Here is a 15,927-nt window from a genome sequence, read left to right on the forward strand (position 1 = left end):
TATTTCAGCATGACATTTTTCCTTGCCACACATAGGATAATAGGTGTGTCTTACTGATAATGCAGGTCATGGATCTGGTACATGTATGGATATAAAGTCATGCTGTTTAGCTAATCACCGTGCACTCATATGTTAGACTGATTAATTAAATCGATTAATTTCTTCCCAGAAAATCCGTCGTTATAAGAGTCGGATAAATACTGGTTTCTAATATTTTCATATATAGCTTTATGATCGCTAGAAATAAAATAATTATTCAAAACTTTGGTAAGTTGATTAGGATCTGTTTGTATATAATCACCTAATTTGTCGAAATAATCGTATGTTCGATTACTATTTAAAAAGTTATAAATAAATACAGGTTTATTAAGTAATATACTTTCTAAAACGACTGTAGATAGTGAAGAAACCACACCGTCGACATGAGAAATTAATTCGTATAGGTTATTTTCTCTTGAAGTGTAGACTTTAATTGATTTGTATTTTTTTTCAAGTTCTAAATAAACTCCATATTTCTTCTTTCCCATCTCCCACGGATGGGGTTTTATTATTATTTGGAAATTTGGGTTATCTAAAAGATTCTTAATTAGAGTTTCTAACTTAATAAAATCTAGTTGCGGCCCAGTGATTACTAATAAGGTTTGCTTATTAGGGTCAAGTTCATACTTTTTAAAAAAGGTTTCTTTGTCCGTCCTAGAATTTGTAAAAATCTCATCAAATTTAGGATGACCTAATTCAGATATTCGATTTATGGTTAGTCCTCTTTTCGAATACCATCTTTTCTCATAATCGCCATAGACCCCAACGAATGTTGTAAAGACTGGCATAAACGCTTCTTCCCCCATTAATATCCCGTGCTGTAAACAGATACTTTTGATACCTCGCATTGAGCCAATAATAGAAAGAGCTCGACTTTGCATATCTTCAGTAGTCCCCACAACGACAGAGGAAATATCAAGTTTATCAAAAAGGTTAAATACTGTACTAAGGGTTTTCACGATTAAGGGAATTCGATTTAGAAATGTTTGTTGAAAGAATTCATTACCAAAGGCCGGATGATTTTTATACTTTTCGAATAAGATGGTAGCATTTTTTACAATTTCTTCCGAACCCTTAATATTTTTCTCTTCATATTTTGCAATACTTTCGCTTGGGATCCCAAAAATATTTGAACTTTTTGAACGAGAAAGAATAATCGTTTCATTGGGATTAAACCATTTATTATAAGTTAATTCAGGAATTCGAGTATAATCAGAGTTGATTAAAATTTTCCCATTATTAGACTTTAAAGGTACCCTAATTTTTTCAAGCCATTTTTCAAATAATGGTTGGATCATCTCCTGATTCAATTTAGGTGATTTTAAATTTGTCTGAAAGTCTTTATTCTCCATTTTGATTTTAAGTTCGTTATCAATTTGTTGATAAAAGTTAGTTAACAACACAATAGGGATTTCCCTGAATTTTAGATGATTAAATGTTTCAACAAACTCCTGATAAAGTGTCCAATAGTTTGATAAGTAGGTGTTCATCCTCCCTCCCTCCGTCTATATGCTCTAATGGATTCTCTCAGTTCTTTACAAGTTCTTTGTGGGGGTAACATTTTTGAAAAATCATTTGGGGTATCATTAAATAATTGAGCATGGATAGATTTAGGAGTAATATAATTAAAATCAAGAATTTCATTAATGGGATAAAATGGCCAAAAGTGATTGATCCTCCAAAAGAACCTAGCATCGCCTATTCTATAAAATTGAGGATCCTCATCCCAATATGAATCAAAGGTTTCTTTTATTTTAGGAAGAATGGACATTCGGTGCATAATGGAACAATGGTCGGTCATACAAGAGGCAATCCATGAAACTGATTTTGCGGGTCTGACAATCTGGTTGGTAATTTCCCCCTTCTCATTTAGATGAAACGTTTTTGATGCTGAGTATACTACCATTGCATTAGTTTGTTTATCTAAGTACTCTACCATCTGCTCAATTTTCTGCCTGTGGTGAACATTATCATCCGTAGCATAAGTAACATACTCTCCCTGTGCTAATTCTAGTGCTTTATTGATTAAAACCGCATATCTCGTTTTCTCTACCCTTTCCTCGATTGTTTGAATATCACTCTTGAAAAATTTTACTCTTTCATCATTTAAAAATGGTTCAATAACACTTCTAGTTTCGTCATTTGAATTATCATCCATAATAAACAATTCAAAATCCTGATAAGTTTGGTCTAAAATTGAACGAATAGAATCCGACACATATTCTTGTTTATTAAAACTTGTTAATATTACCGTAACTTTTGGCAAAAAATTTCCTCCTCTATATAAGGTATTTGATTCATCAGGAATGTAAACTATCAAGAGCACAACTGTTATATGGGAGACTGTGAGTGGATGATAAACACGATCGGGCATTTTTAAAACAGGAGGGCCGCAAAAAAAGCATCTCCTGCAAGGAATTCCTATTTACAAATACTATAAAAAACTCCAATCCGCTGGGGTACCTGCTTTTATTTCTTTATCTACCTTTTTCCCCAATAAATGTTCGTAATATTTAGGGGCTAATCCATAACCTGGTCTTATGACCCTTAAATTTTCTTTTGTCAAAATGTCTCCGGCCTTTATGTCCTTTACAATATAGATTGATCTTCTAAATTTCATTGATTTATGCTCTTCTTCAGTTGGACCATAAGTTATATGCCCCAAAGCTTGCCAGGCTTTTTCAGTATCTACTACTAAAGCCTGCATTTCATTCGGTTCCATAGAAAAAGCAGCGTCCACACCACCATCGGCTCGAGATGTAGTAAAATGCTTTTCAATAACAGTCGCGCCAAGTGCAACACTTGCAACAGAAACGGCAGTACCCATCGTATGATCAGATAACCCTATTTGGCAGTTGAAAAGCTCTTGCATGTGTGGAATCATCGATATGTTTGTATTTTTAGGTGAAGCTGGATAAGTACTCGTACATTTTAAAAGAATAATATTTTTACACCCAGCATCTCTTGCCGAACGAACCGTTTCATCTAACTCAGCCAGAGTTGCCATGCCTGTAGATATAATCATTGGCTTGCCTGTTGAAGCAACCTTTTTAATAAGGGGGATATCATTGTTTTCAAACGAGGCTATTTTATACATAGGTGGGTTTAAATCTTCAAGGAAATCAACGGCTGTTTCATCAAATGGAGTGCTAAAGGGGATAAGTCCCAGTTTTCTGCATCTTTCAAAAATGGGCTTATGCCACTCCCACGGAGTATAGGCTTGTTGATAAAGTTTGTAGAGGTTATTTTCATTCCATAAACTATTTTTATCTTCAATTTTAAATTCTTTATTATCTATATTCAATGTCATTGTATCGGCAGTATAGGTTTGTATTTTCAATGCATGGACGCCAGCTTTAGCTGCAGATTCAACTATTTCTAAAGCACGTTCCAAAGATTGATTATGATTTCCTGACATTTCCGCTATAATAAAAGGAGGATGATTAGGTCCAATCAATCTTCCTTCAAGATTGATATCATTCATGTGATCACGCCTCTGCTGTAAAATTCAAGTTTAATTTCCCTTTATGCATTTCCCACACTTCTTTTTGTAATCCAAAACTGATTACATCGATAAACTGATCTTCTCTGCTAATTTTGTTTTTATAAATCTCCTCATACTTAAATCCTAATTTCAGATGAAACCTTTCACTTTTTTCATTAAATGACAAGACTTCACCAACAATTTTTCTCATGAATAAACAATGAAAGGCGTAATCTAATCCTAAACACCCCATTATCGTACCCGATCCTTTAGGTGCATTACTTTCTCCAATATAAAATCCCCAGACACAAGATTGATTTTGATGGTTAATATTCTTAAAAGAGATGAGACCCAATGGTTTTTGCTGATAAATAAAAAGTCGATAATAATCCTTTTGATTTTCCAGCATATCTTCAAACCATCGACTATGATCTTCATAGGCAATTGGTTGATCATTATACATGTTCATACGAATATGCTCCGTATTTCTCCAGTTAAAGATCATTTCCTTATCTCTTTCTGATAATTCCCTTAAACAAAAGTCCATACTATTCATCCAATCTCACTATTTCTTTTATCATTGTTTGCTGGTTTACAATATTATCTTTCATTAAAAGATATGATAATCTTGACATTTCATTTCGTTCGACTTCATTTCCTATTAAGTTTGCCAATTGTTGCGTTAAAAATGTCTGTTCAAGCGTTTCCTTTTCCCCTAAATATTTAATAATTTTTTTTCTCCCTAGAGTTTTACAAATTTCCACTTGATTATCGGCAACACTCCACACTATAGAAGGCAAACTAAGAAAACACCGTTCCCATGTAGTGGTTCCACCTGCCCCAATTGACAGATCAGCTTGACACATCAATTCGGCGATATTAGTCACTTGGCAATAAAAATGCAGAAAATCATACTGTTTGCAAATTGATGCAAGCTCAGTTTTATGAAGGTTAGACCGACCAACAATAACATCTACTTGGATGTCATTACGGCCCATTTTTAGAAAAGTGGCTAGAGCTTTTCCAGTTTCATTCGTTTGATCGATTCCACCAAAAAAAATTACAATCCGTTTCACAGAGCCACTTCGTATCCTCTGCTTTCTCCACTGGTCATAAAACTCATCTCTCAACAAGACGTAACTCGGTCCTAAAAACGTTTTACAATGTGGTGGTACAAGAGAATCATAACGACTTGGATAATCCTCAAAATAATTTTGATCTATTAAAAAATCACAATCATGCTTACGGTCCGCCAAATCATCAATAACCAAAATTTTATTTGAAATTTCTCTAAGATTTCGTTCCCAGACTTCGTTAATTGCATAATGATCGACAATTAACAAATCAACGGGGCCCTTCCTTAGTAATTTTTTTGTTTGAATAGCATCAACACTCATTGGAACACCTAACCATTTAGAATGTTGCGTGTAATTTGGAATTTTGACATTCACTTGAGAAGCTGGAAGTCTTAAAACTTTATATCCGTTTATTTCGATAAAATCACATAAATTTCCGTTATGTTCTCTACAAATAAAACTGACACTGTTACCTTGTCTTCTTAACCTTCCTGCAAGAGCTAAACATCTCGTAACATGCCCTACTCCAATGTCAATTGAGGCATCAACACGTATAAATACATTCATATTTAATCCTCTAATTCTGAATTACATATTTTACTTTTCGATACTTTCTTTTGTTCAATATGGGAATTTATTAATACCCACTCAGGTTTATCTTGTAACAAATTAATAATATCTTCGAATGTAAAATATTTTTTATTCTTTTCATAAAGACTGTTAATTAATAGTTTAATCAACACTAAATCTTCTTCCGTATCAACGGTTAAGCGAAAAGGGCTTAAATCGATATGATGTTTAACACATGCTAATTTAAACTTATCAGGATGATGATGAATATAAGGTGTAACATGTTCACGATAAACAGTATCTATTGCTTCTTTATACGATTGTTCTAGTGCCCTTTTGGAGAACACCTCAACATCGAATCCACGAGGATAAGTTCTTTCGATCGTATTTGAAATATAATCGTACAGACTTATATTCGATAGGTATTCATATATGACTTTATCAATAATATTAGGATCGATTAACGGGCAATCTGATGTAAGGCGAACCACCACTTCGGCTTCGTATTTATTTGATGCTTCAAAAAATCTCATTAAAACATCATCTTCCGAACCTCGAAAATAGTCTACCGATAATCTTTCACATAGATCAACAATTGGCTGTTCCGTTTCCTTTGTAGTTGTTGCCACAACTATTTTATTGATTAATTTGGACCTTCTTACACTTTCAATTTGATATTCAAGCAAAGGTTTACCTAAAACTTCCTTCATGACCTTCCCTGGTAACCTTGTTGATCCCATTCTTGCTTGAATAATAGCTACTACCTTCAAAGAATCACCTTCTAATCAACTAGAGTAATGGGTGATAACCTTATACACAGCATTAATAACGTCGAGTACATCATTTTCTGTCATTGCTGGAAAAAGGGGTAATGTAAGGACTTCTTCATACAGCTTTTCAGCATTTGGACAAAGTCCCTTTTGAAAACCTAACCCTTGATAATACGGTAAAAAGTAAACCGGAATATAATGCACATTCACCCCAATATTTTCTTGAACCAAGGCGTTGAATATATCCTTTCTATTTCCTGTTAATTGCTCTAATTGAAGCCGAATGACATACAAATGCCAGCTTGAACTACTTTCCTCATTTTGATACGGAATAGTAATTGCACTAATTTTTTTAAACGCCTGATTATACATCGAGACATATTTCTTTCGTAAACCCAAAAATGCATCTAATTTCTTTAACTGGCTAGATGCAAGGGCTGCCTGCATATCTGTCATCCGATAGTTATAACCCAAAAAATGCATCTCATAATACCAAGGGCCATGATTTTCAAACATTTTGCCAGAATCACGAGTGATTCCATGCGAACGGAATTGTATTAGCTTGTCATAATACTCTTTATTATTAGTTGTAATGATGCCACCTTCACCGGACGTAATATGTTTAACAGGGTGAAAACTAAACATGGTCATATCGCTATCCGAACCTATCTTTTTCTGTTTATATGTTGCCCCTAATGCATGTGCTGCATCTTCAATAATAATTAAATTATGTTTTGTTGCAATATCATGTATTTCGTCCATTGAAGCAGGTGATCCCGTAAAATGAACAGGGATAATTGCCTTTGTTTTATTGGTAATCTTCCGCTCAATATCTTTTGGATCGATATTATATGTTTTTTCATCAATATCAGCAAAAACTGGCTGTCCACCTTGATATAAAACACAGTTTGCACTAGCTGCAAACGTTAAGGGGGTTGTAATTACTTCGTCCCCTTCACCTATACCGGCTGCAAAGCATGCGCCATGTAGAGCTGCCGTTCCATTGGAGAACGTTACAGCATACTTTGCTCCTACATAATCAGCTATATCCCGTTCAAAGTTTGAGACGTAAGGACCAGTAGTAAGATAATCTCCTTTTAAAACATTAACAACCGAATCGATATCTTCATCATCGATCCATTGTCGTCCGTAAGGAAGATAAGTATCTCTAATTGGTCTATTATTCAATATAGCCTCCCTCCTTCCTCTTTTTATTAACTAAGTACTATGAATCTCATACTAGGTTTCTTAACTCTTCGACAGATAGCCATTGATCATTCGTGTTGCTTACATAGCTAAAACCATCAGGCAATGGCTTTCCACCTTTGGAAGATTCAGCATTCCACCACGGAAATTCCGGTTGGATTACATAGTATGTGCCGTAGTCTAATGTCCGACGAGCATCATCTTCGGTTATCATCGCTTCATGTAATTTTTCACCTGGGCGAATACCCTTAAACTCAACTTCACATTCCGGAGCAATCGCTATTGCTAGATCCGTAACTTTCATACTAGGAATTTTCGGAACGAAAATTTCTCCGCCTTTCATTCTATGGAGGTTATCAATAACAAACTGTACACCTTGATCTAATGTAATCCAGAATCGTGTCATACGCTCATCTGTAATCGGTATTTTACCAGTAGCTCTAATTTTCTTAAAAAATGGAACTACACTACCCCGACTGCCAACGACATTCCCATAACGAACCACACTAAAACGAGTCTTCTTATTTCCAGCATACGAATTTGCTGCAACAAATAATTTATCTGACGCTAATTTTGTTGCCCCATATAGATTAACCGGGCTTGCGGCTTTATCAGTGCTTAAAGCTATGACTTTTTCTACCCCTCTGTCAATAGCTGCCTCAATAATATTTTGGGCACCATTGATATTTGTCTTAATGGCTTCAAACGGATTATATTCACAAACACCCACATGTTTTAAGGCAGCAGCATGAATTACAACATCGACACCGTCAAATGCACGAAATAATCTCTCTTTATCTCGTACATCCCCTATAAAAAAGCGAATTCTGGGATCAGTATACTCCTGAGCCATTTCATATTGCTTTAATTCATCCCGACTGAATATAATGACTTTCTTAACATCCATCTCCAATACCTTACTGACAAATTTTTTCCCAAACGAACCCGTACCACCAGTTACCAAGATTGTTTTACCTTTCAAATAAAACATACCTTCCCCCTCTTTTTTACTTTTTTTGATTAATTGAAAGTATCATAATATTTTCTCTAGGATAAATTGAATTCTATGAAAAAAGGTATGACCATTCAAAACCCTTTCTTTTGCATTTTTACTATATTGACTTCTTGCCTTTTCGTTATTCAGAAAATGATTAATCAATTCTATACAATGATCATTATTTGCATAGGAAACAATTTCATTAGAAACATTAAAATGCATATCTAAATCTGGTTTATTAGGAATTAGTTGAAAGCCACCACAGGCTGCGATATCAAAGGTTCTATTATTTACACTTTTACTTTCAATACCAAGTGTATTTATATTTTTTTCAAAGTCGTAAGTACGATGAGGGTTCAAAATAATTTTTGAACAATTAAATAGGTTTCTTACAAATTCAGGAACAACCCATTTATTGATAATAGTCAATTTTTCTGCGTTATTACTGTTTGCTATATATTTTCTCCACCGAGGCCCAACAAGAATCAAACCATGATGTGTATGATTTAGAATATGTTTTACTAATTCAATCCTTTCTGGGTATGGATAGCCAACGAGACATAAGTCATATACATACTTGTTAGGAGTAGCAGAAGGTTGATATAGGATAGGATCTGTCCCTAAAGGAAGGTGGAAAAAGTTTTTTTCGGGAAACTTCTTTTTATAAAACTCAAAAGCCCCTAAATCTATTGTAAATACATAATCATACTCCTTAACTACTTCAATTGAGCTATCAATATAAAAAGGATCTTCTGTTAACCAAATACTTAAAATTGAACCACTTTTTTTTAAGAACTCCATTAATTGTTTATCTACCTTATAACCAACCAGTGTAATGATTAAATCTGGTATAAATTCTTTGACCTTTTCAATTGTTTCTTGAGTGTACACTGGGTTTATTTTAGTAATGGTATGATCAAAGAACATAAATGCTTCTTCTATTGCTTGTTCAAAATAAGGGTATATACCCCTATAGCCAGATGAAATCAGTAAGATTTTCATAAAAAAATACTCCTCTTTCTTGAAAAGGGGAAAATATAAAACCTTAAGAACAACATATCAAGGCAAGGTTACTGAAAACGATTCTATGTCTTCACAACGTAATGCTGTTAATTGAGTTTCCATTAATGGTGAAATCAATTCTTCTTCCAAAATTTGCACGACGCAATCATTCACCTTTTTTAGCTCCCCCTCTATAATGTCGCCAGACTTTGTTCGTATAGTAACGTTTTGCCCTGTATATTTTCCTAGTAATTCACATAAACAGTCTTTTTTAGAAAAAAACATTATTATCACTCCTTTTTTATATTCCATAATAACTAGACACGATATGAGGAGACTAAAATAGGTTTATGAAAAAGAAACGATAAACATCAGTTTCTAGCCCGGTCTTATAAAATTCAAAATAGTGTCCTTAGATGGGGGACTTTACTTTTTGTTTCTTGGTAATGTATTCATAAGAGGACGAGCATGTGAGGGCACACACAAACCAAAATCCAAAAATAGGAATATTAGAGCAAAAAGACAAAAACCGATCTCCTGTGAAAGAGGTCGGTTTTTTACTTTAAAACAAAAATGAAGGTGTGTGAGGTCTACATAAATGCACGGCAGCTTTCCTTGTTGAAGAGTACGGCGAGATAAATACCTTCCACTATTTCTACAGATGGATGTGTGGTTCTACCCCAAATTAAATGGTGTTACGTTGGTATAACAATAGCTTGGATTGATCGATTTCTAGCCCTGAAAAGTGCAGATTCAGGTATTCCGCCTAAAGCGAAAATGCTAATTTCAATCGAATAAGTGAAAATTCCATTTCCTGGAGCATCAATGATATTAATATTCATAGGCTTAGTTAGCTCATTATTATCTAGTGCTAAGCCAGTTAATCTATCTTGATTTTGGAACGTGTATATAGGATTCCCATTTCGTCGAATTATTAATTCCCATCCCAACTGATAGCTAGTATTAGGGATTACATAGCTAAATGTATAATTCCCCAAAATTAAAACTTGTGATAGTCCAGTAACAGTTACAGGAGTAGTTGAAAGGGGGAACTTTGTGCCAGCTGTTAGTGCTGTGGTTAACAAAGAAGGATCTTGGTTAAAACCTATGGTTGCAATTCCTAATGGGCCCTGTGGTCCTTGATCCCCTTGTGGTCCTTGGTCACCTTGTGGTCCTTGGAATCCTTGCGGTCCTTGGTCGCCTTGTGGTCCTTGGAACCCTTGCGGTCCTTGGTCGCCTTGCGGTCCTTGGAACCCTTGCGGTCCTTGATCCCCTTGTGGTCCTTGAAAACCTTGCGGTCCTTGATCGCCTTGTGGTCCTTGAACCCCTTGAGCACCTTGTGATCCTTGAACCCCTTGTGGTCCTTGGTCACCTTGTGGTCCTTGAGCCCCTTGAGGTCCTTGAACGCCTTGCGGCCCTTGATTACCATTAGCTGGTACAATTACATTCACTCTAACGTTTTGCTCCACCTTTTGTTCCTGTTTAGATGAACATTTACATTTACTATGTCCGCAATCCTTACATTTTTTTTTATCGCATTTACATTTACCTTGACCACAATCAGAACATTTTTTATCCTTTTTATCCTTACTCATTTTTTCACCTCTTTTCCAAGGAATTACTATCCTATGAAAAACTGGCATTAAATTGAATTGGACAAGTACTTATAAATCCAAGCTATTTGCAGTTAACAATTAATCTTATATGAAGTAACAAATCCGTTTGTATACTTTTACGAATGGGAGTAACAATGCAGTACCCCCATTTCGCAAATTTTATGGCTAAGAGATGTCAACCTAAAAAGTCGAACTCCTCTACGTTAAGGGCTCGACTTTACTCTTCTAGATTTCCCTGCTTGTACAACATAATTGGTTTTGTGAGGAATTCATCATGTGTTTTTTTGACCTATGCCATACTTGCCCCACTTAAATCCTTTGAAACACCCATTTTTTCATCCTATCGGGTAGGTTTCCTATATCGCATTGAAATCGATATTTTTCTGCCAGTCTTCATATGATTCAGGATCGATTTTCTTTGCTTGTTCCAGGAATTTATCCAATAACCCCAATTTCTTTAGATCACGAAACATCTTCGGATTATATGGATCATTCATTGTGAGACCATCTGAATGATCGATTGCTTTCAGCACATTCCCCTCTGTTACAACAAAATGTCCGATTGAGGTCTTGATCCTAATAAATCCAACTCTCTTTAGTTCCTTTCGAATCATTATGATTTGTTCTGTAAACGATTCGGGAATATCTTGAATTTCTTTCAAATAATCTTTTAAATTTGGACCTTTTAAATACTCCATAATTACATAGTTTGGTCCAACTTCATATAACCTCGGAACAATATGAGCTTCCTTCGCTGCTTCAAGTGCTTTCCCCTCTTTAGTTGCTGCATTTGGATTGACATAAATCTTTACGCAACGATCCCTATCTAACTGGAAAACAGCACCTTGAGTTCCTTCCCCAATTAGTTTTAATGTGGTCGGATTATGAATAATAAGCTCTTTTGCACCGTTCTTTTCTATTCTTTCAACCTTAATTAATTTAAAATCATTCATCTAATCTACCACCTCTTTTCTTCTTTTTGATAACCCTAATATCTATAATATGAAATCATCGATTTGTTGCTTTAGGTTAATAACACACTTTTTCACAAAATTAAGTCATACCCTCTTTTACAGGGTTCTTAATGATGAAAAATGTACTTAAGGAAAGCCTTTTCCCAGCATTTCTTCAGTGTCTTATGCTCATACACTACAATTAAGAACTTTACAAAAAACATACAAATATATGTACTTGTCCGTTTCAAATCCTTTCCAATTTGCATTTACTATAAAAGAGGAATAACCAGAAAGGAACTGATCAGAAAGGAGACTTTACATGGGATACATTGAAGATTTACGTGCGCTCGTTGGGCCAAGAGCTTTGATACTTACAGGGGTCACCGTTTTGGTTATCGATCAGAACAGCCGTTTTCTGATGGTACAATCCGATAAAATGTGGAAATTGCCAGGCGGCTTTATTGAATTAGGAGAATCTGCGGAAGAAGCATGCAGGCGTGAAATTTTGGAGGAAACAGGAATTAATATCGGTAACCTTCAATTAATTGGCGTTTTTTCAGGAAAGGAATATTTTACGAAGCTGGCTAATGGTGATCAATACTTTCCAGTCAACATTGCTTACGTGACCGAAGACATACTCAGCGGGGATTTAAAACCTGATGATATAGAAATACAAAAGGTTCAATTTTTTAAATGGTCCGCCTTTCCGAAAGATTTAACTGAACGAGATCGACAAATATTTCAAAGTTTTATCGAAAATTTGATTTTAGAGGGAAGGAAGGGATTGAAATAGTGAAGACAATCGCTTTTTACATTAGAGAACCTATTAAAATAAATCAAGGATTTATGTACAATCAGATCATTATGTTGGATCAATATCGGCCTATTGTAATAGGCCCTTACCCAAATAGCGACAATGTTCAATATCAATTTGAACATTATTATAATTTGAACGAAATTCAAGACCTTGGAGCCTTCTTTAAGGAGCAAAATGTAGTTGTGATTCACGCTCATCAAGGGAAACATTCCATCGATATTTTACCAACAGCTATAGAGTATGATATTCCTTTGATTGTGCATTTTCGAGGACGTGATTCATCCACTCAAACATATAGAAGATTTCGCAAAAATGTCCTCCGATATCAAAATTTAGTAAAACATGGAGCTGGTTGTTTTGCAGTTTGCCATTTTCTCGCAGATGAACTAATGAAATTAGGATTTAAAGAAGATAAAATACATGTATTATATGGTGGTCTAGATTTAGATTTATACCCATTTTTCCAACGCTCCTTACCTAAGGAAGGAGAAATCCGAATCTTGTCTGTAGCCAGACTTGTCGAGAAAAAAGGATTCCTTACGCTTTTGAAGGCTTTTCAACGGATTCATCAGGAATTCCCAAGAACGACACTGCACATTATTGGGACAGGAGAAGATGAAGAGAAGATAAGAGTTTTCATTGATGAAAACCAATTAACCGAACACGTTTTTCTTAGAGGACCAATGGATTCCAACCAAATTTCTAAGGAATTAAGAAATTCCCATCTCTTTTGCCTTGCTAGTGAAACGGGCGAAGATGGCGATGTAGAAGGGATTCCAAATGCATTAAAAGAAGCCATGGCAAGCGGTTTACCAGTCATCTCCACCTTTCACGGAGGGATTCCAGAATTGATTGAGCATAAAAAATCAGGATTCCTTGTTCCTGAGAAAGATGATTTAAAATTGGCTCAAGGTATAAAATATTTCCTGAGTCATCCAAGAGTATGGAAAAGATATACTAGAAGTGCAAGACAGGTTATTGATGAAAATTTTGATTTGAATAAGCAAATCATCGAACAACAAAGGCTATACAGCTTAATAGAAAAAAATAACGGAGTTAATTGACATGGAAACCATGGGACAGTCCAAATATCCAGTTGAGCTTGTACAAACTTTAGTGGGTGGAACGGCTCATGTCATTCGTTTTAGCGATGGTAAAAAATATGTAGTGAAATGGAACGGTACTCAGAGTAAAAGAGCCAAAGAAGTAGTAAATGAGTATGTGGTCGGTAAATTAGCAATGTTTCTTTCCCTTCCTGTTGTCCCCTTTGAACTAGTATTTATCCCAGAAGAATTCATAAAGAATACTCCTAAATTACATTCAAAAAAATACAAATTCAGTTCTGGATGCCAATATGCGTGTTTATTTATCGAAAACAGTATTGTACCAGATGAAGTAGTTAAAGCTTTTCCATCCAAGACGGAAGTGAAAAATCACGATATGCTTGCCGCAATGGTGGTATTCGATCTTTGGGTGAATAACATCGATCGGACTATGAGCAATTTACTTCTGGAACATCTTAGTGATGGCAGCTATTTTGTCCATTTGATTGATCATGGTATATGTTTTCCGGGTGGATATCAATGGTCTGCAAAAACGCTTACTCAGAATCTGAATTATGATATCCCTTACCAAGAAACTTACCGATGGGCCATCTCTATGCTTAATGAAGAAGAATTTATATCGTTTGTAGATAAAATTGTATCCCTTCCAAACGAATTAATCTATGAAGTTACCCAATCCATCCCTGAAGAGTGGGGAGTCTCGAACGAGGAAAGTGCAGCGCTGTACAATTTTCTTGTAGAACAGAAAAGTCATTTACCGAATCTTATAGCCAATTTCATCAATCAATACAAGAGCAATATAGTTAATAAAAAAGATAAAGAGAAAAAGGTAAAGAATAAAAAAGATAAGAAAAATAAAAAGAAATAGAGCTAGACAAATATTTCTAAAGGAGACAAAGTGATATGACAAAATACCCAGTTAAATATGTACAAACCTTAAGGGGCGGAACCGCACATGTCATTCTTTTCAGTGATGGCAAAGAATATGTAGTGAAGTGGTTCGATACTAAGAAAGGAAGAGAAAAAGAAGTAGTCAATGAGTACCTGATCGGCAAATTGGCAGAGCTCCTTTCACTTCCCGTTATCCCATTTGACCTTGTATTTATACCGGAAGACTTTATCAAGAAGACTCCTGAATTACAATCTACTAAACTCAACTATAGTTCTGGATACCAGTATGGCTGTCTTTTTATTGAAAACAGTACAGTTTTCGAGAATGTTAGAGTAAATCCTCCCACTAAGACGGATGTTAAAAACCGAGATATGCTTGCCGGTATAACGGTATTCGACCAATGGGTGAATAATTCTGACCGAGGTACGATGAATGTCATTTTGGAAATTCTCAATGATGGAGGCTATTATGTCCATATGATTGATCATGGCAGAGTTTTTCCGGGTCGCTACCAATGGTCTGCTCAAACGCTAAGTGAAACACCGGTATATAACTACCACTGGCCTTTTTATAAATGGGCTTTCTCTCTTCTCGATGATCACAAAGAGCTTACATCGTTTATAGAAAAAATAGTGAATTTGCCAAACGAATCGATCTATGAAGTGATCCAATCCATCCCTAAAGAGTGGAATGTGGGTACGAAGGATAGAGATGCTCTTTACCAGTTTCTTTTAGAACAGAAAAATAAATTGCCAGATATCGTGGATCGTATCATCCATCATCATAGCAATCCAAAATAACGTGGGTTTTTTCCCACAGAATAAAGTAACTCCCTTATTAGCTTTAAGGGAGTTACTTATTTTGTCTATAAATCTTTCCATTCCATATAGGATTCCGGGTCCATTTCTTTTAACTGTTCCAAGAACAATGGTAATAGACCCAACTTTTTTAAACCTTTGAATATCAGCTCTGGCCGGTATCGAACCCTTGTATAGGAGCTATAATGATCTATTACTTTTAATTCCTCTTCCTTTGTTACAATAATGTGGCGCAAATCGGCATCCAATCTGGTAAACTTCAAACGCTTCATTTCATTTAGCACAAAAAGAATTTGCCTCATTATTTTTTCGGATAGGACCCCTCCAGACTCTAAATACTGGAATAAAGTTGGCCCCTCAATATATTCCATAATAATATAGTTTTGCCCCACCTCATAAAGCCGGGGAATTGTGGGAGAATTCTGTGCAATTTTTAATACATGCCCCTCTTTAACGGCATATTCTGGTTTTGCACAAATTTTCACGCATTTGTCTGAAGAAATTTTAAAAACGGCTCCTTGCGCCCCCTTACCAATCAGCGGAAACGACGTTGGATTTTTTATTACATCTACTTTTTTAATCCCTTCAGTAACACTAATAGATTTAAAGTCCTCCACTTT

17 protein-coding genes are annotated in these 15,927 nt (G+C 35.3%); 4 read left to right on the forward strand and 13 right to left on the reverse strand.

Annotated features, from left to right (window positions below; all coding sequences use genetic code 11):
• Positions 1–125: 125 nt before the first annotated feature.
• The 12 genes from ACDZ29_RS28085 to ACDZ29_RS28140 all read right to left on the reverse strand — a co-directional run bounded on the left by ACDZ29_RS28085 (position 126) and on the right by ACDZ29_RS28140 (position 11,713).
• Positions 126–1,529, reverse strand: a complete 1,404-nt coding sequence (locus tag ACDZ29_RS28085) for a spore coat protein (RefSeq protein ID WP_375091239.1) — start codon at positions 1,527–1,529, stop codon at positions 126–128.
• On the reverse strand, positions 1,526–2,305 hold the full coding sequence (locus ACDZ29_RS28090) for a glycosyltransferase family 2 protein (RefSeq protein ID WP_375091240.1): 780 nt from the start codon (positions 2,303–2,305) through the stop codon (positions 1,526–1,528). The genes ACDZ29_RS28085 and ACDZ29_RS28090 overlap by 4 nt, the downstream gene beginning before the upstream one ends.
• Before the next feature lie 168 nt (positions 2,306–2,473).
• Positions 2,474–3,523, reverse strand: a complete 1,050-nt coding sequence (gene pseI / locus ACDZ29_RS28095; RefSeq protein WP_375091241.1) for a pseudaminic acid synthase — start codon at positions 3,521–3,523, stop codon at positions 2,474–2,476.
• Positions 3,524–3,527: 4 nt separating this feature from the next.
• A complete protein-coding gene (gene pseH, locus ACDZ29_RS28100) occupies positions 3,528–4,079 on the reverse strand; it encodes a UDP-4-amino-4,6-dideoxy-N-acetyl-beta-L-altrosamine N-acetyltransferase (protein WP_375091242.1) in 552 nt (183 codons plus the stop codon).
• Positions 4,072–5,166 carry a UDP-2,4-diacetamido-2,4,6-trideoxy-beta-L-altropyranose hydrolase gene (pseG, locus tag ACDZ29_RS28105; protein WP_375091243.1) on the reverse strand — a complete coding sequence of 365 codons (1,095 nt, stop codon included), beginning with the start codon at positions 5,164–5,166 and terminating at the stop codon, positions 4,072–4,074. Before pseG ends, pseH begins: the two co-directional genes overlap by 8 nt.
• Before the next feature lie 2 nt (positions 5,167–5,168).
• Positions 5,169–5,939, reverse strand: a complete 771-nt coding sequence (locus ACDZ29_RS28110; protein ID WP_375091244.1) for a cytidylyltransferase domain-containing protein — start codon at positions 5,937–5,939, stop codon at positions 5,169–5,171.
• 15 nt (positions 5,940–5,954) lie between these two features.
• Positions 5,955–7,127, reverse strand: coding sequence for a UDP-4-amino-4,6-dideoxy-N-acetyl-beta-L-altrosamine transaminase (gene pseC, locus ACDZ29_RS28115; RefSeq protein ID WP_375091245.1), 1,173 nt, complete (start codon positions 7,125–7,127; stop codon positions 5,955–5,957).
• Positions 7,128–7,173: 46 nt separating this feature from the next.
• Positions 7,174–8,136: a UDP-N-acetylglucosamine 4,6-dehydratase (inverting) gene (gene pseB / locus ACDZ29_RS28120; protein ID WP_375091246.1), complete on the reverse strand. Its 963-nt coding sequence runs from the start codon at positions 8,134–8,136 to the stop codon at positions 7,174–7,176.
• Positions 8,137–8,178: 42 nt separating this feature from the next.
• On the reverse strand, positions 8,179–9,144 hold the full coding sequence (locus ACDZ29_RS28125) for a glycosyltransferase (protein WP_375091247.1): 966 nt from the start codon (positions 9,142–9,144) through the stop codon (positions 8,179–8,181).
• Between the two features lie 57 nt (positions 9,145–9,201).
• Positions 9,202–9,429: a hypothetical protein gene (locus tag ACDZ29_RS28130; RefSeq protein WP_375091248.1), complete on the reverse strand. Its 228-nt coding sequence runs from the start codon at positions 9,427–9,429 to the stop codon at positions 9,202–9,204.
• A 410-nt stretch (positions 9,430–9,839) separates the two neighbouring features.
• Entirely contained in the window at positions 9,840–10,739 is a 900-nt protein-coding gene (locus ACDZ29_RS28135; protein WP_375091249.1) for a hypothetical protein, read from the reverse strand.
• A 377-nt stretch (positions 10,740–11,116) separates the two neighbouring features.
• A complete protein-coding gene (locus ACDZ29_RS28140) occupies positions 11,117–11,713 on the reverse strand; it encodes an RIO1 family regulatory kinase/ATPase (protein WP_375091250.1) in 597 nt (198 codons plus the stop codon).
• A gap of 322 nt (positions 11,714–12,035) precedes the next feature.
• Here ACDZ29_RS28140 and ACDZ29_RS28145 point away from each other — a divergent pair, with 322 nt between their 5' ends.
• From ACDZ29_RS28145 to ACDZ29_RS28160, 4 genes are read left to right on the forward strand one after another with little or no spacing between them, the layout of a single operon-like run.
• On the forward strand, positions 12,036–12,509 hold the full coding sequence (locus ACDZ29_RS28145; RefSeq protein WP_375091251.1) for an NUDIX hydrolase: 474 nt from the start codon (positions 12,036–12,038) through the stop codon (positions 12,507–12,509).
• Positions 12,509–13,597: a glycosyltransferase gene (locus tag ACDZ29_RS28150; protein WP_289323176.1), complete on the forward strand. Its 1,089-nt coding sequence runs from the start codon at positions 12,509–12,511 to the stop codon at positions 13,595–13,597. The genes ACDZ29_RS28145 and ACDZ29_RS28150 overlap by 1 nt, the downstream gene beginning before the upstream one ends.
• Before the next feature lies 1 nt (position 13,598).
• Positions 13,599–14,465, forward strand: a complete 867-nt coding sequence (locus tag ACDZ29_RS28155) for a HipA family kinase (protein ID WP_375091252.1) — start codon at positions 13,599–13,601, stop codon at positions 14,463–14,465.
• 35 nt (positions 14,466–14,500) lie between these two features.
• The gene (locus tag ACDZ29_RS28160; protein ID WP_375091253.1) at positions 14,501–15,289 is read left to right on the forward strand and encodes a HipA family kinase; all 789 of its coding nucleotides are present in this window, start codon (positions 14,501–14,503) and stop codon (positions 15,287–15,289) included.
• Positions 15,290–15,354: 65 nt separating this feature from the next.
• On the opposite strand, the gene ACDZ29_RS28165 is transcribed toward ACDZ29_RS28160, so the two are convergent.
• Complete coding sequence (locus ACDZ29_RS28165; protein ID WP_375091254.1) at positions 15,355–15,924, reverse strand: kinase; 570 nt, start codon at positions 15,922–15,924, stop codon at positions 15,355–15,357.
• Between the last annotated feature and the right edge of the window lie 3 nt (positions 15,925–15,927).

Origin of the sequence: Peribacillus sp. RS7 (genome assembly GCF_041956845.1) — a bacterium.
In the GTDB taxonomy this organism is placed as follows: domain Bacteria; phylum Bacillota; class Bacilli; order Bacillales; family DSM-1321; genus Peribacillus.

Coding starts and splice junctions, on each gene's coding strand:
- ACDZ29_RS28085 (WP_375091239.1), bottom strand. CDS start 1,529: ATGAACACCTACTTATCAAACTATTGGACACTTTATCAGGAGTTTGTT.
- pseI (WP_375091241.1), bottom strand. CDS start 3,523: ATGAATGATATCAATCTTGAAGGAAGATTGATTGGACCTAATCATCCT.
- pseH (WP_375091242.1), bottom strand. CDS start 4,079: ATGAATAGTATGGACTTTTGTTTAAGGGAATTATCAGAAAGAGATAAG.
- pseG (WP_375091243.1), bottom strand. CDS start 5,166: ATGAATGTATTTATACGTGTTGATGCCTCAATTGACATTGGAGTAGGG.
- pseB (WP_375091246.1), bottom strand. CDS start 8,136: ATGTTTTATTTGAAAGGTAAAACAATCTTGGTAACTGGTGGTACGGGT.
- ACDZ29_RS28125 (WP_375091247.1), bottom strand. CDS start 9,144: ATGAAAATCTTACTGATTTCATCTGGCTATAGGGGTATATACCCTTAT.
- ACDZ29_RS28130 (WP_375091248.1), bottom strand. CDS start 9,429: ATGTTTTTTTCTAAAAAAGACTGTTTATGTGAATTACTAGGAAAATAT.
- ACDZ29_RS28135 (WP_375091249.1), bottom strand. CDS start 10,739: ATGAGTAAGGATAAAAAGGATAAAAAATGTTCTGATTGTGGTCAAGGT.
- ACDZ29_RS28140 (WP_375091250.1), bottom strand. CDS start 11,713: ATGAATGATTTTAAATTAATTAAGGTTGAAAGAATAGAAAAGAACGGT.
- ACDZ29_RS28145 (WP_375091251.1), top strand. CDS start 12,036: ATGGGATACATTGAAGATTTACGTGCGCTCGTTGGGCCAAGAGCTTTG.
- ACDZ29_RS28155 (WP_375091252.1), top strand. CDS start 13,599: ATGGAAACCATGGGACAGTCCAAATATCCAGTTGAGCTTGTACAAACT.
- ACDZ29_RS28160 (WP_375091253.1), top strand. CDS start 14,501: ATGACAAAATACCCAGTTAAATATGTACAAACCTTAAGGGGCGGAACC.